The sequence below is a fragment of the Shinella sedimenti genome (assembly GCF_022601905.1).
In the GTDB taxonomy this organism is placed as follows: Bacteria; Pseudomonadota; Alphaproteobacteria; order Rhizobiales; family Rhizobiaceae; genus Shinella; species Shinella sedimenti.
Genome location: NZ_JAKVIN010000001.1, coordinates 574,356 through 595,047, shown reverse-complemented (window position 1 = coordinate 595,047; position 20,692 = coordinate 574,356). Strand labels below are relative to the sequence as shown.

At 64.0% G+C, this 20,692-nt stretch carries 19 protein-coding genes; 14 read left to right on the top strand and 5 right to left on the bottom strand.

Going from position 1 to position 20,692, the window contains the following annotated elements:
- Positions 1-4: 4 nt before the first annotated feature.
- The 6 genes from MKI86_RS03010 to era all read left to right on the top strand — a co-directional run bounded on the left by MKI86_RS03010 (position 5) and on the right by era (position 3,826).
- Complete coding sequence (locus tag MKI86_RS03010) at positions 5-157, top strand: DUF3563 family protein (protein ID WP_241596991.1); 153 nt, start codon at positions 5-7, stop codon at positions 155-157.
- Positions 158-259: 102 nt separating this feature from the next.
- Positions 260-847: a DUF2062 domain-containing protein gene (locus MKI86_RS03005; protein WP_241596988.1), complete on the top strand. Its 588-nt coding sequence runs from the start codon at positions 260-262 to the stop codon at positions 845-847.
- Positions 844-1,257 (top strand): holo-ACP synthase, encoded by a 414-nt coding sequence (acpS, locus tag MKI86_RS03000; RefSeq protein ID WP_241596984.1) that lies wholly within the window; start codon positions 844-846, stop codon positions 1,255-1,257. Before MKI86_RS03005 ends, acpS begins: the two co-directional genes overlap by 4 nt.
- A 91-nt stretch (positions 1,258-1,348) precedes the next feature.
- A complete protein-coding gene (lepB, locus tag MKI86_RS02995; RefSeq protein ID WP_370879881.1) occupies positions 1,349-2,092 on the top strand; it encodes a signal peptidase I in 744 nt (247 codons plus the stop codon).
- Positions 2,089-2,802 carry a ribonuclease III gene (gene rnc / locus MKI86_RS02990; RefSeq protein ID WP_241596978.1) on the top strand — a complete coding sequence of 238 codons (714 nt, stop codon included), beginning with the start codon at positions 2,089-2,091 and terminating at the stop codon, positions 2,800-2,802. The genes lepB and rnc overlap by 4 nt, the downstream gene beginning before the upstream one ends.
- A gap of 79 nt (positions 2,803-2,881) precedes the next feature.
- A complete protein-coding gene (era, locus tag MKI86_RS02985) occupies positions 2,882-3,826 on the top strand; it encodes a GTPase Era (protein WP_241596975.1) in 945 nt (314 codons plus the stop codon).
- Between the two features lie 27 nt (positions 3,827-3,853).
- Here the strand turns inward: era and MKI86_RS02980 are convergent, their stop codons facing one another.
- Together MKI86_RS02980 and MKI86_RS02975 are read right to left on the bottom strand one after the other, a co-directional pair.
- Complete coding sequence (locus tag MKI86_RS02980) at positions 3,854-6,217, bottom strand: putative bifunctional diguanylate cyclase/phosphodiesterase (RefSeq protein ID WP_241596971.1); 2,364 nt, start codon at positions 6,215-6,217, stop codon at positions 3,854-3,856.
- Entirely contained in the window at positions 6,204-7,253 is a 1,050-nt protein-coding gene (locus tag MKI86_RS02975) for a polyamine ABC transporter substrate-binding protein (protein ID WP_241596968.1), read from the bottom strand. The genes MKI86_RS02980 and MKI86_RS02975 overlap by 14 nt, the downstream gene beginning before the upstream one ends.
- A 218-nt stretch (positions 7,254-7,471) precedes the next feature.
- On the opposite strand from MKI86_RS02975, the gene MKI86_RS02970 reads away from it, so the two are divergent.
- The gene (locus tag MKI86_RS02970; RefSeq protein WP_241596965.1) at positions 7,472-9,781 is read left to right on the top strand and encodes a Tex family protein; all 2,310 of its coding nucleotides are present in this window, start codon (positions 7,472-7,474) and stop codon (positions 9,779-9,781) included.
- 137 nt (positions 9,782-9,918) lie between these two features.
- Positions 9,919-10,812 (top strand): BKC/GPC family carbapenem-hydrolyzing class A beta-lactamase, encoded by an 894-nt coding sequence (gene bla, locus MKI86_RS02965; protein WP_241596963.1) that lies wholly within the window; start codon positions 9,919-9,921, stop codon positions 10,810-10,812.
- 30 nt (positions 10,813-10,842) lie between these two features.
- Here bla and MKI86_RS02960 read toward each other — a convergent pair whose 3' ends face one another.
- Entirely contained in the window at positions 10,843-11,166 is a 324-nt protein-coding gene (locus tag MKI86_RS02960) for an ArsR/SmtB family transcription factor (protein ID WP_241596960.1), read from the bottom strand.
- A gap of 69 nt (positions 11,167-11,235) precedes the next feature.
- Between MKI86_RS02960 and MKI86_RS02955 the strand changes: the two genes are divergently transcribed.
- A complete protein-coding gene (locus MKI86_RS02955; protein ID WP_241596956.1) occupies positions 11,236-11,724 on the top strand; it encodes an SRPBCC domain-containing protein in 489 nt (162 codons plus the stop codon).
- A 78-nt stretch (positions 11,725-11,802) separates the two neighbouring features.
- Here MKI86_RS02955 and MKI86_RS02950 read toward each other — a convergent pair whose 3' ends face one another.
- Positions 11,803-12,513 carry a L,D-transpeptidase gene (locus MKI86_RS02950; protein WP_241596945.1) on the bottom strand — a complete coding sequence of 237 codons (711 nt, stop codon included), beginning with the start codon at positions 12,511-12,513 and terminating at the stop codon, positions 11,803-11,805.
- 205 nt (positions 12,514-12,718) lie between these two features.
- Here MKI86_RS02950 and recO point away from each other — a divergent pair, with 205 nt between their 5' ends.
- The 4 genes from recO to MKI86_RS02930 all read left to right on the top strand — a co-directional run bounded on the left by recO (position 12,719) and on the right by MKI86_RS02930 (position 18,078).
- Positions 12,719-13,492, top strand: a complete 774-nt coding sequence (recO, locus tag MKI86_RS02945; RefSeq protein WP_241596943.1) for a DNA repair protein RecO — start codon at positions 12,719-12,721, stop codon at positions 13,490-13,492.
- Between the two features lie 124 nt (positions 13,493-13,616).
- Positions 13,617-16,463: a DUF2339 domain-containing protein gene (locus MKI86_RS02940; RefSeq protein WP_241596941.1), complete on the top strand. Its 2,847-nt coding sequence runs from the start codon at positions 13,617-13,619 to the stop codon at positions 16,461-16,463.
- A 36-nt stretch (positions 16,464-16,499) separates the two neighbouring features.
- The gene (locus tag MKI86_RS02935; RefSeq protein WP_241596938.1) at positions 16,500-17,153 is read left to right on the top strand and encodes an HD domain-containing protein; all 654 of its coding nucleotides are present in this window, start codon (positions 16,500-16,502) and stop codon (positions 17,151-17,153) included.
- Positions 17,154-17,232: 79 nt separating this feature from the next.
- Positions 17,233-18,078, top strand: a complete 846-nt coding sequence (locus tag MKI86_RS02930; RefSeq protein ID WP_241596927.1) for an MOSC domain-containing protein — start codon at positions 17,233-17,235, stop codon at positions 18,076-18,078.
- On the opposite strand, the gene corA is transcribed toward MKI86_RS02930, so the two are convergent.
- Positions 18,075-19,067, bottom strand: a complete 993-nt coding sequence (corA, locus tag MKI86_RS02925) for a magnesium/cobalt transporter CorA (RefSeq protein ID WP_241596925.1) — start codon at positions 19,065-19,067, stop codon at positions 18,075-18,077. The two genes, MKI86_RS02930 and corA, sit on opposite strands and share 4 nt — an antisense overlap.
- A gap of 299 nt (positions 19,068-19,366) precedes the next feature.
- Between corA and MKI86_RS02920 the strand changes: the two genes are divergently transcribed.
- Positions 19,367-20,602: an MFS transporter gene (locus tag MKI86_RS02920; RefSeq protein WP_241596923.1), complete on the top strand. Its 1,236-nt coding sequence runs from the start codon at positions 19,367-19,369 to the stop codon at positions 20,600-20,602.
- The last annotated feature ends 90 nt before the right edge of the window (positions 20,603-20,692 follow it).

The window sequence follows — 20,692 nt, the reverse complement described above, 5'->3', positions numbered from 1 at the left end:
TACCATGCTGAAGCAGTTCAAGAACATCGCCCGCGCCTTGCGCGTTCCGTCGGCCGAAGAGCGCGAGAGCGCCTATCTCAACGGCGCCATCGACCGGATCGACCTGGAATACCGCCAGCGTCAGATCGACCGCGGCCTTTTCCGCAAGTCCTACTAAGGTCTGCAGCCATGCGGCGCACCCCGTGCGCCGCGGCGGCTCCTGCCGTGGCGCCTAAGGGCGCCATTGAAATGACACCAACGGATCGGCTATGTCTGGGCGATGTTGTTCAGACGCCGAAAAAAGGCCTCACGGGCCGAACGCTTGCGCGAATTTCTCTGGCCGCGCAAGGGCCTGACGCGGCCGGCGCGCTATCTCGCGAAGCGCATCATCCGCCTGTCGGCATCTCCGCACGCGGTTGCCGCGGGTGTCGCAGCCGGCGTCTTTTCCGCCTTCACGCCGTTGCTCGGGTTTCACGTCATTCTGGCGCTGGTCATGGCCTATCTCATGGCCGGCAATCTGCTCGCGGCCGCCCTTGCCACAACCGTCGCCAACCCGCTGACCATTCCGCTGATCGCGCTCACGACCTTCCGCATCGGCGAAGCGCTGCTCGGCATCCAGGCCGCTGAAGCCATTACAACGCACGACCTTCTGCACAGGCTGGAGCATCTCCAGTTCTCCGAACTCTGGCAGCCGGTGTTGAAACCCATGCTGGTCGGCGCCGGTGTGCTCGGGCTGCTCGCAGCCGTGATCGCCTATGGCGTGACACGCCTTGCCGTCCAGTCCTTCAAGGCCCGTCGCCGCGCGCGGCTGGCGCTTCGCGCCGGGCTTGCACCCGCCGCGCTCTCATCCGGAGACCTGTCCTCATGATCATCGGCATCGGCAGCGACCTCATCGACATCCGTCGGGTGGAGAAGTCGCTGGAACGTTTTGGCGCACGCTTCACGGAGCGCTGCTTCACCGAGATCGAACAGGCAAAGTCCGATGGACGGAAGAACCGCGCCGCCTCCTATGCCAAGCGTTTCGCCGCTAAGGAGGCCTGTTCCAAGGCGCTCGGCACCGGTCTGGCGCAGGGTGTGTTCTGGAAGGACATGGGCGTCATAAATCTGCCGGGCGGCAAGCCGACCATGCATCTAACCGGCGGCGCGCTCGAAAGGTTGAAACGGATGCTGCCGGCCGGTCACGAGGCGCGAATCCATCTCACCATCACCGACGACTTTCCGCTGGCGCAGGCTTTCGTGATCATCGAGGCGCTACCCGCGGGAATGCCGGCTTTGTGAGGCTTCCGCGTCTTTTTGACCGATGTGATTTCCAACAGGCAACCTTTCCTCTATAGAGGGCCTCATGTTAGCAAATAAGGACAAGTCGGGCGTGGCAGAGAAGACTGAAAAGGCCGAAGGCGGCCTGTGGGAAAACGTCAAGGTCATCATTCAGGCGCTGCTGCTCGCCGTCGTGATCCGCACCGTGCTTTTCCAGCCCTTCACCATTCCGTCCGGCTCGATGATGCCGACGCTGCTGGTCGGCGATTACCTGTTCGTCAACAAGTTCTCCTACGGTTATTCGAAATATTCGCTGCCGTTCTCGCCGAACCTGTTCTCGGGCCGCATCTTCGCAAGCGAGCCGAAGCGCGGCGATATCGTCGTGTTCCGCTTCCCGCCGAACCCCGACATCGACTACATCAAGCGTCTCGTCGGCCTGCCGGGCGACCGCGTGCAGGTGCGCGACAGCATTCTCTACATCAATGACAAGCCCGTCGAGCGCCAGCAGGATGGCTTCTTCCGCGCGGACGACCAGTACGATACCGGCGAAAACATCCCGATGTTCCGCGAGACGCTGGACACCGGCGTTTCCTACGACACGCTGGACACCCGTCCGGGCACCGTCGGCGACAACACGCGCGAGTTCATCGTCCCCGAAGGCCACTACTTCATGATGGGCGACAACCGCGACAACTCCGCCGACAGCCGCTTCGACGTCGGTTTCGTCCCGGCCGAAAACCTCATCGGCCGCGCCAGCCTGATCTTCTTCTCGCTCGGCCACGACACGTCCTTCAGCGAAGTCTGGAAGTGGCCGGCGAACCTGCGTTGGGATCGCCTCTTCAAGGTCGTTGAATGAAGGGCGCCATTCCGCTGAACGACGCCAACCGCAAGGCCCTCGAGGCGCTGATCGGCTACGTCTTCACTGACAAGGATCGTCTCGACCGGGCTATCACGCATGCGAGTGCACGGCCCGGCAAGGGCAGTAACTACGAGCGGCTGGAGTTTCTCGGTGACCGCGTTCTCGGCCTTTGCGTGGCCGAGATGCTGTTTCGCACCTTTCGCGATGCCAAGGAGGGCGAGCTGTCCGTTCGCCTCAACCAACTCGTCAGCGCTGAAAGCTGCGCGGCAGTTTCGGATGATCTTGGTCTGCATCGCTTCATCCGCACCGGCGCCGACATCAAGAAGCTCACCGGCAAGGCCATGCTGAACGTACGGGCCGATGTGGTGGAATCGCTGATCGCGGCCATCTATCTCGATGGCGGGCTGGAGGCCGCGCGTGGCTTCATCCTCGCCAACTGGGAGGGCAGGGCGGCGCGTGCCGAAGGCGCGCGGCGAGACGCAAAGACCGAGTTGCAGGAATGGGCGCACGCCCGGTTTGGCCTCACACCGAATTACAGGGTGGACGAGCGCTCCGGACCGGATCATGATCCCCGCTTCACCGTGACAGTCGAGGTCAAGGGCGTGGCGCCGGAGACCGGCATCGACCGCTCGAAACGGGCCGCCGAACAGGCGGCCGCGACGAAGATACTGGAACGCGAAGGCGTCTGGCCCAAGGCCGACGCCTGAACGCACTTCCGCCTTTTGAAATTGCATGGAAACAGGAACATGGGGCCTTCCGCCGGAAGGACCCGGATTGACGGATATCATGACGGAAGAAACCAACATCCCTGCCGAGACCGGTGCCGCAGCCGAGGGCGCGACCCGTTCGGGCTTCGTCGCCCTGATCGGCGCCACCAATGCCGGCAAGTCGACGCTGGTGAACCGGCTGGTCGGCGCCAAGGTGTCGATCGTCAGCCACAAGGTGCAGACGACGCGCGCCATCGTGCGCGGCATCGCGATCCACAAGAACGCGCAGATCGTCTTCATGGACACACCCGGCATCTTCAAGCCGCGCCGCCGGCTCGACCGCGCCATGGTGACGACGGCCTGGGGCGGCGCCAAGGATGCCGACTTCATCATGTTCCTGATCGACAGCGAGCGCGGCCTGAAGGGCGACGCCGAGACGATCCTGGAGGGCCTCAAGGAGGTCCATCAGCCGAAGATCCTCGTGCTGAACAAGGTCGACCGCGTCAAGCCGGAGGATCTCCTGAAGCTGACGGCCGCCGTGAACGAGGTCGTCAAGTTCGAGCGCACCTTCATGATCTCCGCCCTCAACGGCTCGGGCTGCGAGGATGTGATGGACTATCTTGCGGCCGCGCTGCCGGAAGGTCCGTGGTACTACCCGGAAGACCAGATTTCAGACCTGCCCATGCGCCAGCTCGCCGCCGAAATCACCCGCGAGAAGCTGTTCCTGCGCCTCCACCAGGAACTTCCCTATTCCTCCCACGTCGAGACGGAAAAGTGGGAAGAGCGCAAGGACGGCTCGGTGCGCATCGAGCAGGTCATCTATGTCGAAAGAGACAGCCAGAAGAAGATCGCGCTCGGCAAGAACGGCGATGCGATCAAGGCGATCTCCACGGCGTCCCGCAAGGAGCTCTCGGAAATCCTCGAGCAGCCGGTTCACCTCTTCCTCTTCGTGAAGGTGCGCGAGAACTGGGGTGACGATCCGGCCCGTTTCCGCGAAATGGGCCTCGATTTCCCGACATCCTGATCCGTTTCGCGGCCGTCTGGGAAGCGCTTAGCCCTGTGCGCGGCGTTCTGCCGACCTCATCGTTTCGCGTGCCGTGTCCAGCAGGCGCTGCATGGCCCAGACGCCGAGGTCGTCGAGCGCAAGCGGGCGGCTGATGAGATAGCCCTGGTAGAGGTCGCAGCCAGCCGCGGCGAGCAGCGACATCTTTTCCGGCGTATCGACCCCTTCGGCAATGACCGACATGTCCTGCGCGTGGCAGAGTGCGATCAGCGCGCGCAAGGTGGGAAGGGCGGCCGACCGGGTCAGGCTTTCCACCAGTTCACGGTCGAGCTTGATGGTCTCAGCCGGGTATTCGATGATCTGCTGCACGGACGTATATCCGGCGCCGAAATCGTCGATCGAGATGCGGAAGCCCTTGGCGCGCAGGATCTCGATGTTGCGGCGGGACTGCTCGCCGAGCTTGACCGCGAAGGTTTCCGTCAGCTCGATCTCGATCAGCCGCGCATCGACGCCATGCCTGTCGGCGCAGTCGCAGAAGTGATCGCTGATCGACTTGGTGTAGAGTTCGGCGGACGAAATGTTGATGCACAGGATGGTCTCGGCGCCGAAGAGCTTCCTGACATGGCCATAGTCGGCCATCGCGCGGTTGATCACCCACCAGTCGATCTTGCTGAAAAGGCCCGTCGTTTCGGCGATGGGAATGAATTCGTCCGGCGTGACATTGCCGAGCACCGGTGAGGTCCAGCGCAGCAGCGCTTCGCAGCCCGTGACTTTGCCCTGACCGTTGACGATGGGCATGTAGACCAGATGGAATTGCTCGTCGGCGTTGAGGATGCGCAGTTCCTCCTCGATGCGGCGCTGACGGTTGCGCTTCTCGTGCAGGGAGCGGGAATAGCGGGCCGAACCGTTCTTGCCCTGCGATTTTGCCTGATACATAGCCGCGTCGGCATTGGCGATGAGTTCGGGCAGTGTGCGCGCGTCTTCGGGGTAGACGGCGATGCCGATGCTGGCTGTGACCGGATAGGCCTTTTCCAGTACTTCGAATCCCTCCGCAAACAGCGCCAGGATATTGCCGGACAGTTCGGTGATCGTTCCCGCGCCGGGCTGGCAGCGCAGCATGATGGCGAATTCGTCACCCGAAAGGCGGGCGAACAACCCTGCCGGAAGGCCGCGCTCGATGACGATGCGTGCGACGATCGCCGAGATGCGGTCTGCCAGCGTCTTGAGCAGTTCGTCGCCGATCTTGTGGCCATGCTTGTCGTTGACGAATTTGAAGTTGTCGACGTCGATGAACAGCAGCGTGCAGCCGATGCCGGCTTCCTCGGCCTCTTCGAGCAGCTGCGTCGAGCGGATGTTGAAGTATTCGCGGTTGGAAATCCCGGTCAGCGTATCCGTCCAGGAGGCGTTCTGCACGAGATCGAAGGAGTGCATGGATTGGTCGTGGAGGCGCTTGACGTTCACGGAGAGGCGGCCGATTTCGCCGATCTCGTGCATTTCGGGCAGGGCGCTGCGATTGCCGGTCATGACTTCGGTCAGCTGGCGGTCGAGGCGGGCGATCGGGTTGGTGATGTAGCGGCGAACCAGCACCAGCACGAGAACGATGGTGCACAGGCTGAGCGCGATGGCGCCGAGCGCCAGAAGCATTCTGAGCGTCGAAAGCCGTTCCTCCAGAAAACCCGGCTCCGGCGTCAGGCGTGCAAAGAGCGAGGGGCCGAGCGTGGCGGTCGCCGAAAGCCCGCCCTGAGCAAGGAACTGATGCCGTGCGATCTCGACGGTTGCGCCATATTCCTTCTCGAGCGCCCGCTTCAATTCGAGAAAGGCCTTCGGGCGCACTGCCGTCTGCACCAGGATCGATTCGGCTTTGGCGCTGGCGACCGGGCGGTTGAAGGTCACGGGGTCGATGAATTCGGAATGCACGATGAGCGGTTCGATGCCCGGCGTGTCGAGGTAGGACCACGAGGACAGCCGTGGGCTGTCTATGGTATGGCGGATGTGTTCGAGTTGCTGCGGTGTGATCTCGGCGAAGGGATCGGCGCTGTCCTCGAAATAGTAATCCACCGTCAGGGGCGGGCGAATGATGGCGGCAGAAATAAAGCGTTTGCGGTCGTCGGAGAGAGACGTGATGCTCTGCTGCAGCCGCACGCCGAGCGCCATACGGCGGTAATCGGCATTCGGTTCGTTGACGAAGAGGCGCACCGCACCGCCTTCGACGAGCGAATACAGGAAGCTGCGGTTCTGCATCACGTCGTTCTGGAAGACGGCGGTCAGCATGCCGATCTGCTGCCAGAGGCGCGCGCGCTCCAGCCCGGCGATGGACGAGCTCTGCACATAGTAGATGAGGGAAGCTGCAAGCACATAGCCTGCCAGAACGACCGGGAAGATAAGGGCGAGGGCGCGTTTACCGAGCGTCACTGAATTGAGCCAGACTGCTGAGGATGCGACGGCGGGCCTGCACCGATTGAACGGTCAGTTCCTCCTGAAGCTGGCTCTTTGCCAGGATTTCCGGGGCCGCATAGATTTCGGGATTGGATTGCATGTCTTCCGGCAGTAGCGCCATTGCCGCCTTGTTTGCCGTGGGCATGTTGAGCTTGACGGCGTTGCGGGCGCTGTTTTCCGCATTGCCGATATAGTCGACCAGCTTCAGCGCGAGCGCCTTCTGCTTCGAACGTTCGCTGACCGAGACGCAGTCGAGCCAGGACAGCGTGCCTTCCTTGGGCAAGGCATAGCGCCAGAGGTGCGGCGTGCCCACCTTGCCGTTGAGGGTATACTGGTCGCCGCTATAGCCGAGCGCCATCCAGATGTTCGGCCCCTTGTCCGGACTTTGAACCGAGGTGATGGCGTAGTCATAGGTCAGCACATAGGGGGCCTGCGCCTTCATCATGTCGTAGGCGGCCTTGAGCGTCTCGTTGTCGTTGGCGTTCACCGATTTCCCGAGCAACACGAGCGGCGCGACGAAGGCTTCGGCATGGTCATCGTACATCGCGATATGGCCGCGCAGGGGTTCCGCGGGCATCATGATGTCGGCCCAGGAGGTCGGCGGCGTCGTAATCTTGTCCGAGCGGTAGAGGATGCCCATCGTTCCCCAAAGATAGGGAACGCCGTAGCCGCCGCAGCGCTTGGTCCAGCTGTCCTCGTAATCCTTCAGGGCGGGAACGTTGCCGGTATCGAGTGCCGTCAGAATGCCGCGATTACCGTAGAGCTTGGCACCGTTCTCGTTGGTCACCACCACGTCGATATTGCTGTTGGGGTCGGCGAGGATCTCGTCGCGCACGTCGCCGCTGTCATAGAGCGTCTGCCGGACCTCGGCGCCGGTTTCGGCGGTGAAGTCGGCAAGCACCTGTTCGTCGATGTAGGCTTCCCAGATCAGCAGGCTGAGCGTTGTCGCATGCGCAGGCCCTGCCACGGCGAGGGCCGCCATTGAGACTGTTGCGAGAAATGCACTGCGCATGACGATGGCCCCGTTGCCGTTCCACAGTGCACGATACCGGCGGAAGGCTTTATGAAGCGTTACAACCCAAGGGTCGGAAAGCGTGGTAGCCTCACTTTCCCGCACTCGCGGGAGCGCCGATATATTGTGGACTGGCCTTCCGTCGCGACGCTGACAGTTGGCCTCGTCCCGCCGGCGAACTATGGTCGCCGCCCGCCGTCACCGTACAGGAGTTCGTCATGGCCCCGACCCCGCTCAAGATCGCAAACCTGATCGCAGCCGAGATCAAGGCGACCGCCGCGCAGGTTTCCGCAGCCGTCGGACTGATCGACGAGGGCGCGACCGTTCCCTTCATCGCCCGCTACCGCAAGGAAGTGACCGGCGGGCTCGACGATACCCAGCTGCGCACGCTCGCCGAAAGGCTCGCCTATCTGCGCGAACTGGAAGCCCGCCGCGCCTCCATCGTCGATTCCATCGCGGGGCAGGGAAAGCTGACCGACGAGCTGTCCGCCCGCATTGCCGCCGTCACCACCAAGGCCGAGCTTGAGGATATCTATCTTCCCTACAAGCCGAAGCGCCGCACCAAGGCGGAAATCGCCCGCGAACGCGGCCTTGGCCCGCTCGCCGAGCAGATCCTTGCCGACAGGGCACTGGTGCCGTCCGAGCTGGCCGAGAAATTCCTCTCGGCCGATGTGCCCGATGTGAAAGCGGCGCTGGAAGGCGCGCGCGACATCGTGGCCGAACAGCTCACGGAAAACGCGGACCTTCTCAAGCGCCTGCGCGATTACATGAAGGACAATGCCTTCCTGCGCTCGCGCGTCGTCGAGGGCAAGCAGGAGGCCGGAGCAAAGTTCTCCGACTATTTCGACCACACCGAACGCTGGGCGACCGTGCCCGGCCACCGCGCGCTTGCCATGCTGCGCGGCTGGAACGAGGAGTTCCTGTCGGTCGATATCGTCGTGGATCAGGACAGCACCGAGCCGGTCAAGCCCGTCGAGCGCATCATCGCCTCCTTCTACGCCGTCGGCACAAGGCCGGGCGACAAGTGGCTGGCCGATGCCATCGGCTGGACCTGGCGCGTCAAGCTCTCCATGTCGCTGTCGCTCGACCTGATGCGCGAGATGCGCGAGCGCTCCGAGGAGGAGGCGATCCGCGTCTTCGCCCGCAATCTCAAGGACCTCTTGCTCGCGGCCCCCGCCGGCACGCGCGCCACGATGGGCCTCGATCCGGGCATCCGCACCGGCGTCAAGGTCGCCGTTGTCGACAACACCGGCAAGGTGGTCGAGACGACGACGGTCTATCCCTTCCCGCCGAAGAACGACGTGCGCGGCACGCAGGCCGAACTTGCCGCGCTCATCCGCAAGCACAAGGTGGAGCTGATCTCCATCGGCAACGGCACGGGCAGCCGCGAGACGGAAAAGCTCGTCGCCGACATGCTGGCCCAGCTTCCGGCGCCCAAGCCCACCAAGGTCATTGTCTCGGAGGCCGGCGCCTCGGTCTATTCCGCTTCCGAAACAGCCGCCGCCGAGTTTCCCAACCTCGACGTGTCGCTGCGCGGCGCCGTCTCCATCGCGCGTCGCCTGCAGGATCCGCTGGCCGAACTGGTGAAGATCGAGCCGAAGTCGATCGGCGTCGGCCAGTACCAGCACGATGTCGACCAGGGCAAGCTGTCGCGCTCGCTCGATGCCGTGGTTGAGGATGCCGTAAATGCCGTCGGTGTCGACCTCAATACGGCGTCTGCGCCGCTTCTCGCGCGTGTTTCGGGCCTCGGAAAATCCTCGGCCGAGGCCATCGTGGCGCATCGCGATGCCAACGGCCCCTTCGAAAGCCGCAAGGAGCTGATGAAGGTCGCGCGCCTCGGCGCCCGTACCTTCGAACAGTGTGCCGGCTTCCTGCGCATCCCCAACGGCAAGGAGCCGCTCGATGCCTCGTCGGTCCACCCGGAAGCCTATGGCGTCGCCAAGAAGATCGTCGCCGCCTGCGGTCGCGATCTGCGTTCACTGATGGGGGATAGTGCGGCGCTGAAGCAGCTCGATCCGAAGCTCTTCGTCGACGAACGCTTTGGTCTGCCCACCGTCAAGGACATCCTCGCCGAACTGGAAAAGCCCGGCCGCGACCCACGCCCGGAATTCAGGACCGCGACCTTCGCCGATGGCATCGACGATATCAAGGACCTCAAGGCCGGCATGCTGCTTGAAGGCACGGTCACAAACGTCGCCGCCTTCGGTGCCTTTGTCGATATCGGCGTGCACCAGGACGGTCTCGTCCATGTCTCCCAGCTCGCCGACCGCTTCATCAAGGACCCGCACGAGGTCGTGAAGGCCGGCGACGTCGTGAAGGTGCGGGTGACGGAAGTGGATGTGCCGCGCAAACGCATCGGCCTCACCATGCGCAAGGACGGGGCAGCTCCCGCGCCGCGGGACAACGCCCCGCGCAATGACCGCAACGCCCAGATGAAGCCGAAATTCAGCCAGGCTGCGCCCAAGCAGCCGGCCCCGTCGCAAGGCGCCTTCGGTGCCGCGCTCGCCGAGGCGATGAAGAAGAAATAGGCCTAGTTTTCCTAATGGCTGCTGGCAGAATTCGTCGTTTGTTTTGACCCGGCCCGTTGCGCATAGTCGCGATGTGGGCGGGCTCAAACCGGTGTGGCGCACAAGGCGCCCGTTACCGGCAGACAGGAAATGAACGGATGACGATGACGATTTCACGCCGGCAGGCGATGGCCGGCGCTCTCTTTGCGATTCCCGCCGGTGCGGCAATGACGGGCTCCGCCCAAGCCGCCGGCGACGGTGCGCTCGGCAAGCGGCTCGCCGAACTGGAAGCGCGCCACAAGGGCCGCATCGGCGTTGCCATACATAATCTCGCAACGGGCGCCCGGCTCGGCCATCGGGCGGATGAGCGGTTCCTGATGTGCAGCACCTTCAAGGCGCTGCTGGCCGCGCATATCCTCGCGCGTGTCGACCGCGGAGAGGAAACGCTCGATCGGCGCATCGTCGTCAGGAAATCCGACCTCGTCGACTGGTCGCCGGTGGTGGAAAAGCATGTCGGCGGTGCCGGCATCTCGGTGGCCGCGCTGTGCGAGGCGACGATCACGCTCAGCGACAATGCCGCCGCGAACCTGCTGCTTGCCGCGTCGGGCGGCCCGGAAGCGGTCACGGCGTTCCTGCGCGGGTTCGGCGACACGTTAACGCGCCTCGACCGCACGGAGCCGACGCTGAACTATCATGACAAACCGGACGACGAGCGCGACACCACGACGCCGGCCGCCATGACCGACACCCTGCACAGGCTCGTTCTCGGCGACGTGCTTTCGCCGCGTGCGAAGGCGCAGCTTGCCGCCTGGCTGGTGATGAACAAGACGGGCGATACGCGGCTGCGCGCCGGCTTCCCGGCGAACTGGATGACCGGCGACAAGACCGGAACGAACGGCGACAAGGCCGGCAACGCCAACGATGTCGCGATCGCCTGGTCGCCGGATCGCGGCGCGATCGTGGTGACCGCCTTCGTGGAAATGCCCGATATTTCCGGCGACGAACGAAACGCCATCATTGCCGAGATCGGCCGCATCGCGGTCGCGGTCTGATTTTGTGAGGCGCCGTCGAATGGCGGGGCCTCAGCCTTCCAGTTCGTCTTTCAGGGCCGACAGCACGTTCATGGCATGCCCGGCATACTGGCTGATCCAGCGGTCATGGATCGCCTGGATCGGCAGGGCGTTAAGGTGGTTCCAGCGCTCGCGGCCCTCTCTGCGGGGAATGATCAGGTCCGCCTCTTCAAGCACCTTCAGGTGCTGCATCACCGTGCAGCGGTCCATTTCCGGAAATTTCTCGCACAGTGCACGCGTCGTCAGCGGCGCGAGCTTGATCGCGTCCAGCATCTGCCGCCGCTTGCCGTTGGCAAGCGCCTTGAAGACGGCATCCTCTATCGATTCGATTGACATGTTATATTTTTATAACCTATTTTGACCGGGTACAAGACAGAGGAGGCGGGTACGCCCAAGGAGGAAGGCATGACGCTGGAATTTCGCGTGAACGGGCGGATCGGCAAGCCGGTTGCCGAGGTTTTCGATGCGGTGGTCAATCCGACGAAACTGAGCGGTTACTTCACGACGATCGGCGGTGCGAGCGCGCCGCTTGTCGAGGGTACGACCGTCACCTGGTGGGGAATGGCCCCTGTTATCGTCGACAAGGTAGAGGAAAACACCCTTATCGTCTTCCGGTGGGACGCCATGGTCGATGAGGGGGAGGCGCCTTACAAGACACGCGTCGAGATGCGTTTCAAGTCCCTGGACGATGGCGGTACGATGGTGACGATTGCCGAGACCGGCTGGCGGGAGAACGAGCGCGGCCAGAAATCCTCCTACATGAACTGCGAGGGCTGGTCGCAGATGCTCGCCTGCATGAAGGCCTATGTCGAGTACGGCATCAACCTGCGGGAAGGCTATTACCCAAGCGAAATGAAGGGTGTGGTCACCGCCGGGCAGGAGGATTTCACGTAAGGAGGCCGCGATGCGCGCTGGATCATGAACCCCGCCAGCATCGTGCATATGGTTCGAGAGCCCGACGCTTGGTGATGCTCAGATCGCAGCCGGCGGCACAAGTCCGTCGGACGCGGCCATCGGCCCCGGCTCGTCGACCGGCGTGTGATGCTGCAGCACGACGACGCGGCTTCCAGTCGGAACACGGCCATAGAGGTCGATGATATCCTGGTTGAACAGCCGGATGCAGCCGCTCGAGACCGCCTTGCCGATAGACCACGGCTCGGAGGTGCCGTGGATGCGGAAGAGCGTGTCGTTGCCGTCCTTGTAGAGATAAAGCGCGCGCGGGCCGAGCGGGTTGGTGAGGCCCGGCTCCATGCCACCTGCCCATTTCAGGTTACGTTCGGGTTCGCGCGCAATCATGTTCTGCGTGGGCGTCCAGCGCGGCCATTCCGCCTTGCGTCCTATGCGTGCCGCACCTTCGAATTCCAGTCCCGCCTTGCCGACGCCGATGCCGTAGCGCATCGCCATGCCGTCGCCCTGCACGAGATAGAGGAAGCGCTCCTGCGTATCGACCACGATGGTGCCGGGCGGCTCCATCGTCTGGTAGGCCACCTGCTGGCGGAAGTATTTAGGATTGACCTTGCTGATATCCATCGCCGGCAGGGGAAAGCGCTCGTCGGGATGCGGCCCGTACATTGCCACATGCATCGGATCGGGCCCCTTCTGCTTCACTTCCATCACGGTCGTGGCGCAGCCGGCAAGCGTCGAGGCAAGAACGAAGAGGGCGATGGAGCGAAGCAAACGCATGAAAACGGCACCTGTCATGTCAGCGAAATTTGGCTTTTGCAGCCTTTGGGCGGTCTTTCAGGGGCAAAGCGGGCGAGGGCAGGGCGAGAAGAAAGCGAAACTGTGGCAAGGGCTTAAGTGTGGCGCCAGCGCCACGCGGCGTTCCGCCGCACAGCGATGACCCGCGCGCCTTGCGGCCGCAGGGCCGAAGGCGTAAGGCTTGGCCATGCAGTGGAGTGATGAGGCCATCGTTCTGGGCGTTCGGCGCCATGGCGAAACGTCTGTGATCGTCGAGGTCATGACGCGCGGCCGCGGCCGGCATCTCGGCATGGTGCGCGGCGGACGCTCGCGGACTATGCAGCCGGTGCTCCAGCCGGGCAATTCCGTAGATGTGACCTGGCGTGCGCGGCTCGACGAGCATCTTGGCGAGTTCCGCATCGAGCCGGTGGAACTGCGCGCTGCCCGGTTGATGGAAACGGCGACCGCCGTCTACGGCGTGCAGGCCATGGCCGCACTCCTGCGCTTCCTGCCGGAGCGCGATCCTCATCCCCATCTCTACGAGGCGCTCGCCGTCATCCTCGACCACCTGCACGAGCCATCTGCTGCGGGCGAGCTTCTCATCCGCTTCGAGCTTGCCGTTCTCAACGATCTCGGCTTCGGCCTCGACCTTCTGGAATGCGCCGCCACCGGCTCGCGCGAGGACCTGTGCTACGTGTCGCCCAAGTCGGGGCGGGCGGTGTCGCGCGCCGCCGGCGGCCCCTGGGCGGACAGGATGCTGGCGCTGCCGGCGTTCCTGGGCGATGAAAGCCGGCATGCCGCCGATGCCGCGGCACTCTCCGATGGCTTCCGGCTCACGGCCTTTTTCCTCAACCGTTACGTCTGCGAGCCGCGCGGCCTCACGCTGGCGAGCGCCCGCGACGGGTTCGTGCAGGCGGCGCTCAAGGCGCTCGGTGCGGCCGAAGACATGCGGGCCGGGGAAGCGGGCGCGCACGGCGGTTGATGGTCCAGGTCAAAACCTCCATCCCTATCCTGTGAAGAGATCGCCGGCCTGAAACGTAACCCTGTTTGGCGTTTGAAGAAAAACGGGTAGTCTGCCGCCCGAACATGGCCGTCCTGGAGTTGTAATGCTCGATATCCTTACCCTGGTCGCGATCGGCCTGGCGCTCTACACCCTCAACGCATCCCGCAACAGCGCGCAGAAGATCGGCGAGGAGGTGCTTCGCCTCCGGCGCGAGGTAGAAGCTTTAAAGGCGGCCGGTCCCGTGGTGGTAGCCCAGGCAGAGCAGGCGGACGATGTCGCAGCCTTACCGGCCGATCCTGCGCAAGAGCCTGAACAGGAAACGTTCGACGGTCCATGGGCAGGGACAACCGACGAGCTCGACAAGGGCCGTGCGATTTTTGGCAGCGCGCCGGCCGAAGAAGCAACGGAGAGCGTGGCGGCAAGCCAGACGGCACAGGATGTTGTCACGGCTCCGGCCGCCACCCCTGTCACCACGCCGGCAAAGCCGCGCGAAAGCTTCGAAAGCCGCATCGGTGCGCGCTGGGCGGTCTGGGTGGGCGGTGTCGCGCTCGCGCTCGGCGGCATTTTCATGGTGAAATATTCCATCGAGGCCGGGCTGCTCAGCCCTGCGGTGCGCCTGTCGCTCGCCGCCGTCTTCGGCCTGGTGCTGATCGCCATCGGCGAATTCGTGCGCCGCCGCACCCAGCCGCTCATCGCCAATGCTTTCCAGAACGCCATGATCCCCGGCGTGCTGACGGCCGCCGGTGCCCTGACGCTCTTTGCCGTCACCTATGTTTCCTACGGGGTCTACGGCTATTTCGGCCCGCTGGCGGCCTTCGTGCTGCTGGCCGCCGTCTCCTTCGGCACCATCGGCCTGTCGCTGCTGCACGGTCAGGCACTGGCGGGCCTCGGCCTGCTTGCCTCCATGCTGACGCCGGCGCTGGTCTCGACGGAAAATCCCAGCGCCTGGGGCGTGTTCGGCTTTCTCGGCATCGCGTGGCTTTCTACCTTTGCTGCCGCGCGCATCCGCCGCTGGCAGGTCGTGCCGGCGCTTGCCAATGCCGGCATGGCGATGTGGACGCTGCTCTATCTGACGCAGGCGAGCTATGTCGATGTCATCCCGGTGCTGCTGACAATGCTGCTGCTGGCGCTCGGCCATGGCCTGCTCTGGCCGGGAAGCGTAACGGCGGACGACGTTCCCGCACCTGCCGCGATGTCCGCGACACCGGCCGTGCCCGCAACCGCGCTCGACCGTCTGTTCGCGCCCCCGCTGCTTGCCGTCTCCCTCACCGGCGCTCTGGCCATGGCCTTCCCGGCGCTCGTCCTTGCCGGCAAGGTACCGGCGATCGCGTACGGCGAATACGCCTTCGCAGCCATCGTGCTGGCGCTGGCCGCTCTCGGCACATTGCGCGGCTGGGCGATCTATCCGGCGCTCCTGTCGGCCATCGCTGCTGTCGGCGGCGTCGTGAAGATGACCGCGCTACCGGGCGGCCTGATCGATCCGTTTACGCTGATCGAACCGCCGACACTGGATGGCGCACAGCCTGTCTCCGTTCTCGGTTTGGTGCCGGTCAATCTGCTGCTCGTTCTGGCGGTCGCCTATGTGGCGGTCGGCCTTGTCGCGGTGCGCCTGCAGGGCAGGGGCGATCGTGCCTTTGCCGCGATCTGGAGCATATTGGCGCCGGCCGTGCCGTTTTCGATCGTCGCGGTCAGCTTCCTCAATCTCGGTAATCTCTCCTTCGATCCCAAACACGGTCTGCTCGCCATCGTTCTCGGCCTTGTCTTCTTCGCGGCGGCCGAGATGTTCTCGCGCGAAAGCGAGGCGGAGGAAGGTATCGACATCAAGCAATGGGCCTTCGTGGCCGGCGGCTTCGCCTTCCTGGTCCTCGCGCTGCACGCCCTGACCGATGGTCTCGCAACCACGCTTGGCATCGCTGTCCTCGGTACGGTCGCGGTCTTTGCCACGCGCCTGCGCCGCTGGCCGGTCCTGCCCTGGCTGATGGCGGCGGCCGCAATGCTCGTTGCCGGCCGCATTGCCTGGGAGCCGACCATCGTCGGCGCGGCCAATCTGTCGAAGACGCCGGTGTTCAACCAGTTGCTTGCCGGCTACGGCATTCCCGCCGCACTTCTCGCGCTGTCCGCCTTCGAACTGCGCCGCTGGCCGGGTGAACGCATCCGTAATCTCCTGCAGGCGCTCGCGAGCCTCTTCGTGCTGCTGACGGCGGCGATCCTCGTGCGCCACGGCATGAACGGCGGCGTGCTCGACAGTGCCGTGCCGACGCTGGGCGAACAGGCGACCTACACGCTGCTGATCATCGGCGCCTCGGCGGTCATGATGTCGCTCGACCTCAAATCCCCGAGCCCGGTCTTCCGCTATGGCTCGATGGTGGTCGGTTCGCTTTCCGTCCTGTCGGTGCTGAGCGCGCATTTCATCGGCCTCAATCCCTATTTCACCGGGGAACTGCTCGGCAAATGGCCGGTGTTCGATCTGCTGCTGGTCGGCTACCTGCTGCCGGGCATCGCCTATGGCGGGCTTGCCCTCTATGCACGCCACCGCCGGCCGCTGCCCTATGTCATCATGCTGGCGCTGACGGCCGTGGCGCTCGCCTTCGCCTGGGTGACGCTTTCCGTTCGCCGCTACTGGCACGGCGAGGGCATCGCCGACTGGAAGGGTTTCCTCCAGCCGGAGACCTACACCTATTCCGTCGTCTGGCTGCTGCTCGGCGTCGTGCTTCTGGCGATCGGCTCGAAGGTCGATTCCCGGAGCATCCGCCTCGCTTCCGCCGGCCTCGTGCTGATTTCCGTGGTGAAGGTCTTCCTGATCGACATGTCGAACCTCGAAGGCATCCTGCGGGCGCTCTCCTTTATCGGGCTCGGAGCGGTTCTCATCGGCATCGGCCTGTTCTACCAGAAGATCCTGTCGCGAAAATCCGGGACGGAGGATGCGACGGAATTGAACGCCGGGGCCTGACGGGCTAGGGAAGGAGCACCATTCCGGGATCGCTCCATGTCTTTCACCTGCCTTGCCGCCGCTTTCTCGCCGCTCGGAAGCCTTGCTGAACGCCTGCTGCCGCAGGCCTTCGCTGCCGATGACGGCTCGCATGACGCGGCCCATCTCATCCGTGTGTGGAAGAATGCCCGACGCATCCAGGCGGAGGAGGGCGGCGACCTGCGGCTGCTTGCCGCCGCCGTTCTGCTGCACGATTGCGTGGCCGTGGAGAAGAACTCGCCACTGCGGGCAGAGGCCTCGCGCCTTGCCGCGGAAAAGGCTTCTACCCTGCTGGCCGCCGAAGGCTGGGACGCGGCGGATATTGGCGCCGTCGCCCACGCCATTCTCACGCACAGCTTCTCCGCCAATATCGCGCCGGAGACGCTCGAGGCGAAGATCGTGCAGGATGCCGACCGGCTCGACGCCATCGGCATGATGGGCGCGGCGCGCTGCTTCTACATTGCCGGTCGCATGGGCAGCGGTCTTTACGATCCCATGGACCCGCTGGCCGAAAATCGCCCACTCGACGACAAGGCCTTCGCCATCGATCATTTCGAGGTGAAGTTGTTTCGGCTCGCCGATGGCTTCCGCACGGCAACCGGCAGCCGCATGGCAGTTGAACGGACGCAGCGCCTGCGCGTCATCCGCGACATGATGCTGGATGAAATCTGAAGGAAAACATGCTTTTGTGACCCCGGATTGAATCGATCCGGCAAGGAATTGAATCGATATTTCAGGAAAGATTGCCGTTATGCAGGTCGAAGGCCTCAACATCCATCCGCTGAAAAGCGGCCGCGCCATTCCGCTCGAGACGGCGACCGTTCGTATCGACGGGCTGGCCGGCGACCGGCGCTACATGATCGTCGAGCCGGACGGCCGTTTCATCACCCAGCGCGAATTGCAGGCGCTGGCCCGGGTCGAGGCCACAGCAGTCGGTGAAAGTCTGCATCTCGAAATGGATGGCCGCCAGCTCTTTGCGAGCTTCGAGCCGGAGGACCGCCTCGATGTCGTGATCTGGGATACGCCCGTCAACGCGGCTGTCGCCGATCCCGCAGTCAACGAGGCGCTTTCCGAATGGTTCGCCCGCCCGGTCAAACTCGTGCACATGGATGCCCAGGCGCACCGCGCGGAAGGCGAGGCATGGGCCGGCGCGGCGGCGCCGGTCGGCTTTGCCGACGGATTTCCGGTTCTTGTCACGACGACCGGTTCGCTGGCCGACCTCAATGCGACGCTCAGCGCAAAAGGGCAGGAGCCGGTCGGCATGGATCGTTTCCGCACCAATATCCTCGTGTCGAGCGACGAGCCGTGGGCCGAGGATTTATGGGAAACGATCGAGGTGGGCGGTGTCGTGTTCGACCTCGTCAAGCCGTGTTCCCGCTGCATCATGACGACGCAGGACCAGACGACCGGCGAGCGCATCGGCGGCAATCCGATCCAGGGCCTGGCCGAAAAGCGCATGTCCGCCGACCGTCGCGTGCCTGGTGTCCTGTTCGGCTGGAACGCCGTCCCGCGCAGCGAAGGCGAAATCCGCCTGGGCGACCCGGTGCGCGTAACGAAGACGCGCGCCGAGCGCTGGCCGATGAAGGTGCGCGGTTAGACCCAGCCGCGCCGCTTGAAGTAGAGGTAGGGCATCAGCGCCGAGATGACCATCAGGCCGACGGCATAGGGGTAGCCGAAGTGCCATTGCAGCTCCGGCATCAGTTCGAAGTTCATGCCATAGGCCGACGCGACAAGCGTCGGCGGCAGGAAGACCACCGAGGCCACGGTGAAGATCTTGATGATCTGGTTCTGCTCGAGGTTGATCAGCCCCAGCGTCGCGTCGAGCAGGAAGTTGATCTTGCCCGACAGGAAGGCGGCATGGTCGCCCAGCGAGGTGGCGTCGCGCTGAACGAGCTTTACCAGCTGGCGAACCTCCTTGGAGGGCCGGCGTGACGGGCTTTCCAGTGCCGCGTGATAGGCGACGAGCCGCGAAATGCTGACGAGGCTTTCACGAACGCCGCTCAGGAAGTCTCCCTTGCGGCCGAGCTGCTCGATCAGCGCCTCGAGGTCACGCGTCTTCTTGCGCGAGGAGGCCTTCTTGCCGCGGAACACGCCGCGCGAAATGCCGTCAATCTCGTTGCCGAGCCGTTCCAGTACGTCCGCCATCCGGTCGATCACGGCTTCGATCACGCCGAGCATGACATCCTCGCCGGTCTCGTAGCTGTGGCCGTTGCCGCGCAGCGCCCGCGTGCAGAACGTGGCGAAGGGCTTCGCATCGGCATGGCGCACCGTGATCAGCGTCGGCCCCCGCAGGATGAAGGTGATCGGGGTCTTGGCCGGCTCGTCGCTGTCGAGATTGGTCAGCGCCGTCATGGTCATGAAGGACGCACCGTCCTCCTGATAGAGCCGGGCCGACAGCTCGATATCCTCCATCTCCTCCCGTGTGGGAATGGAAACGTGAAGGGCTTCCTGGACGTCCTTGATCTCCGCGGGCGTCGGGCTGAGCAGGTCGTACCAGAGCGCGGGCGAGATCGCCTGCTCGATGGCGGGGTTGGAAATTTCGCGCAGGCAAAAGCGGTCGGCCCTGCGGGCGTAAATCTGCAGCATGCTTCACTCCTTTGAGGGCAGGCGAACCGCCCGGAGCGAAGCGTGAAGCCGCTACCGGACAGATCGTTCGACTGCTCTCGATCGTCTACTGTCGGGGTCCATTGTCTTATCCGGTTTGGTTTGGCGTCTTGTGACGCCTGCGGTGGAGATGCGCCTAAAATCGCCCGGCGTCAAGTCGATCTGACAGGGTGGAAAGGACTGTCGGATTCCATCAGTACGGCTGATCGTTCAGTCAATTAAATTCGCTTTTGTTCATCGATCGCGACGCCTAGGTTCGGCAACCTGATCTGGAGACCGTCATGTCCGCCCCATCCACCCATGCAGCGCCGTCCGCCAGCCGCCCCATGCCCTGGGGCATCATCGCCGCCGGCTCGCTGATCGCTGTGCTCACCTTCGGTCCACGCTCGGCGATGGGCTTCTTCCAGCTGCCGATGCTGCAGGATACCGGCTGGGACCGCACGACCTTCGGTCTTGCCATGGCATTGCAGAACCTTGCCTGGGGCCTCAGCCAGCCTTTCTTTGGCGCGATCGCCGACAAGTTCGGCACCTGGCGGGTGCTGCTGGTCTCCGGCATCGTCTATGCGCTCGGCCTGTTCCTCATGTCGCTCGGTACCTCGCCGCTCTGGCTGCATATCGGCGGCGGCGTGCTGGTCGGTCTCGGTGTCGGTTCGGGCTCGTTCGGCATCCTGCTTTCGGCCTTCGCGCGCAATGTCACGCCGGAGCAGCGCTCCATGGCCTTCGGCATCTGTACGGCGGCAGGCTCTGCCGGCATGTTCCTCTTTGCGCCGCTATCGCAGGGTCTGATCAGCGCCTATGGCTGGTCTGACAGTCTCGTCTATCTCGGCGTGCTGATGCTGCTGGTGCCGCTGATCGCCATTCCGCTGCGCGGCAACTCGTCATCGGGCATCACGGCGGCGAGCGAATACAAGCAGACGATCGGCGAGGCGCTGCGCGAAGCGCTCGGCCACCGATCCTATCTGCTGCTCGTGTCCGGCTTCTTCGTCTGCGGCTATCAGGTCGCGTTCATCACCGCGCATTTCCCCGCCTATCTCGGCGATATCGGCATCGATGCGCGCTATGCAGTGATCGGCCTCGCGCTGATCGGCTTCTTCAACATCATCGGCTCGCTCGCCGCCGGCGTCATCGGCCAGCGCTACTCGAAGCCCTATTTCCTCGCCTATATCTACATTGCCCGCTCGGTCGCCGTTTCCGCCTTCATCCTGCTGCCCAAGTCGCCGGCCTCCGTCATCATCTTCGCCATCGTGATGGGCCTGCTGTGGCTTTCCACTGTGCCGCCGACCAACGGGCTTGTCGCCATCATGTTCGGCACCAAGCATCTCGGCCTGCTGGGCGGCATCGTCTTCCTGTCGCACCAGGTCGGCTCGTTCCTCGGCGTGTGGATGGGCGGCTATCTCTACGATCATTTCGGCACCTACGATCCGGTCTGGTGGCTCGGTGTGGTGCTCGGCATCTTTGCCGCCATCGTGCACTGGCCCATCGAGGAAAAGGCCGTGCCGCGGCCGGCCGCCGCGTGAACGAAATGAGGGCGGCGTCAAGAGGATTTCGGGCGCCGCTCCTTGCAAACCGTCACAAAAGTTTTTAAATCAGAACCACCGGCCATGCCG

What these genes read in the sequence shown, in the direction of transcription:
- MKI86_RS03010 (WP_241596991.1), top strand. Translation starts at nt 5, where the DNA reads ATGCTGAAGCAGTTCAAGAACATCGCCCGCGCCTTGCGCGTTCCGTCG.
- MKI86_RS03005 (WP_241596988.1), top strand. Translation starts at nt 260, where the DNA reads ATGTTGTTCAGACGCCGAAAAAAGGCCTCACGGGCCGAACGCTTGCGC.
- acpS (WP_241596984.1), top strand. Translation starts at nt 844, where the DNA reads ATGATCATCGGCATCGGCAGCGACCTCATCGACATCCGTCGGGTGGAG.
- rnc (WP_241596978.1), top strand. Translation starts at nt 2,089, where the DNA reads ATGAAGGGCGCCATTCCGCTGAACGACGCCAACCGCAAGGCCCTCGAG.
- era (WP_241596975.1), top strand. Translation starts at nt 2,882, where the DNA reads ATGACGGAAGAAACCAACATCCCTGCCGAGACCGGTGCCGCAGCCGAG.
- MKI86_RS02975 (WP_241596968.1), bottom strand. Translation starts at nt 7,253, where the DNA reads ATGCGCAGTGCATTTCTCGCAACAGTCTCAATGGCGGCCCTCGCCGTG.
- MKI86_RS02970 (WP_241596965.1), top strand. Translation starts at nt 7,472, where the DNA reads ATGGCCCCGACCCCGCTCAAGATCGCAAACCTGATCGCAGCCGAGATC.
- bla (WP_241596963.1), top strand. Translation starts at nt 9,919, where the DNA reads ATGACGATGACGATTTCACGCCGGCAGGCGATGGCCGGCGCTCTCTTT.
- MKI86_RS02960 (WP_241596960.1), bottom strand. Translation starts at nt 11,166, where the DNA reads ATGTCAATCGAATCGATAGAGGATGCCGTCTTCAAGGCGCTTGCCAAC.
- MKI86_RS02955 (WP_241596956.1), top strand. Translation starts at nt 11,236, where the DNA reads ATGACGCTGGAATTTCGCGTGAACGGGCGGATCGGCAAGCCGGTTGCC.
- MKI86_RS02950 (WP_241596945.1), bottom strand. Translation starts at nt 12,513, where the DNA reads ATGCGTTTGCTTCGCTCCATCGCCCTCTTCGTTCTTGCCTCGACGCTT.
- recO (WP_241596943.1), top strand. Translation starts at nt 12,719, where the DNA reads ATGCAGTGGAGTGATGAGGCCATCGTTCTGGGCGTTCGGCGCCATGGC.
- MKI86_RS02940 (WP_241596941.1), top strand. Translation starts at nt 13,617, where the DNA reads ATGCTCGATATCCTTACCCTGGTCGCGATCGGCCTGGCGCTCTACACC.
- MKI86_RS02935 (WP_241596938.1), top strand. Translation starts at nt 16,500, where the DNA reads ATGTCTTTCACCTGCCTTGCCGCCGCTTTCTCGCCGCTCGGAAGCCTT.
- MKI86_RS02930 (WP_241596927.1), top strand. Translation starts at nt 17,233, where the DNA reads ATGCAGGTCGAAGGCCTCAACATCCATCCGCTGAAAAGCGGCCGCGCC.
- corA (WP_241596925.1), bottom strand. Translation starts at nt 19,067, where the DNA reads ATGCTGCAGATTTACGCCCGCAGGGCCGACCGCTTTTGCCTGCGCGAA.
- MKI86_RS02920 (WP_241596923.1), top strand. Translation starts at nt 19,367, where the DNA reads ATGTCCGCCCCATCCACCCATGCAGCGCCGTCCGCCAGCCGCCCCATG.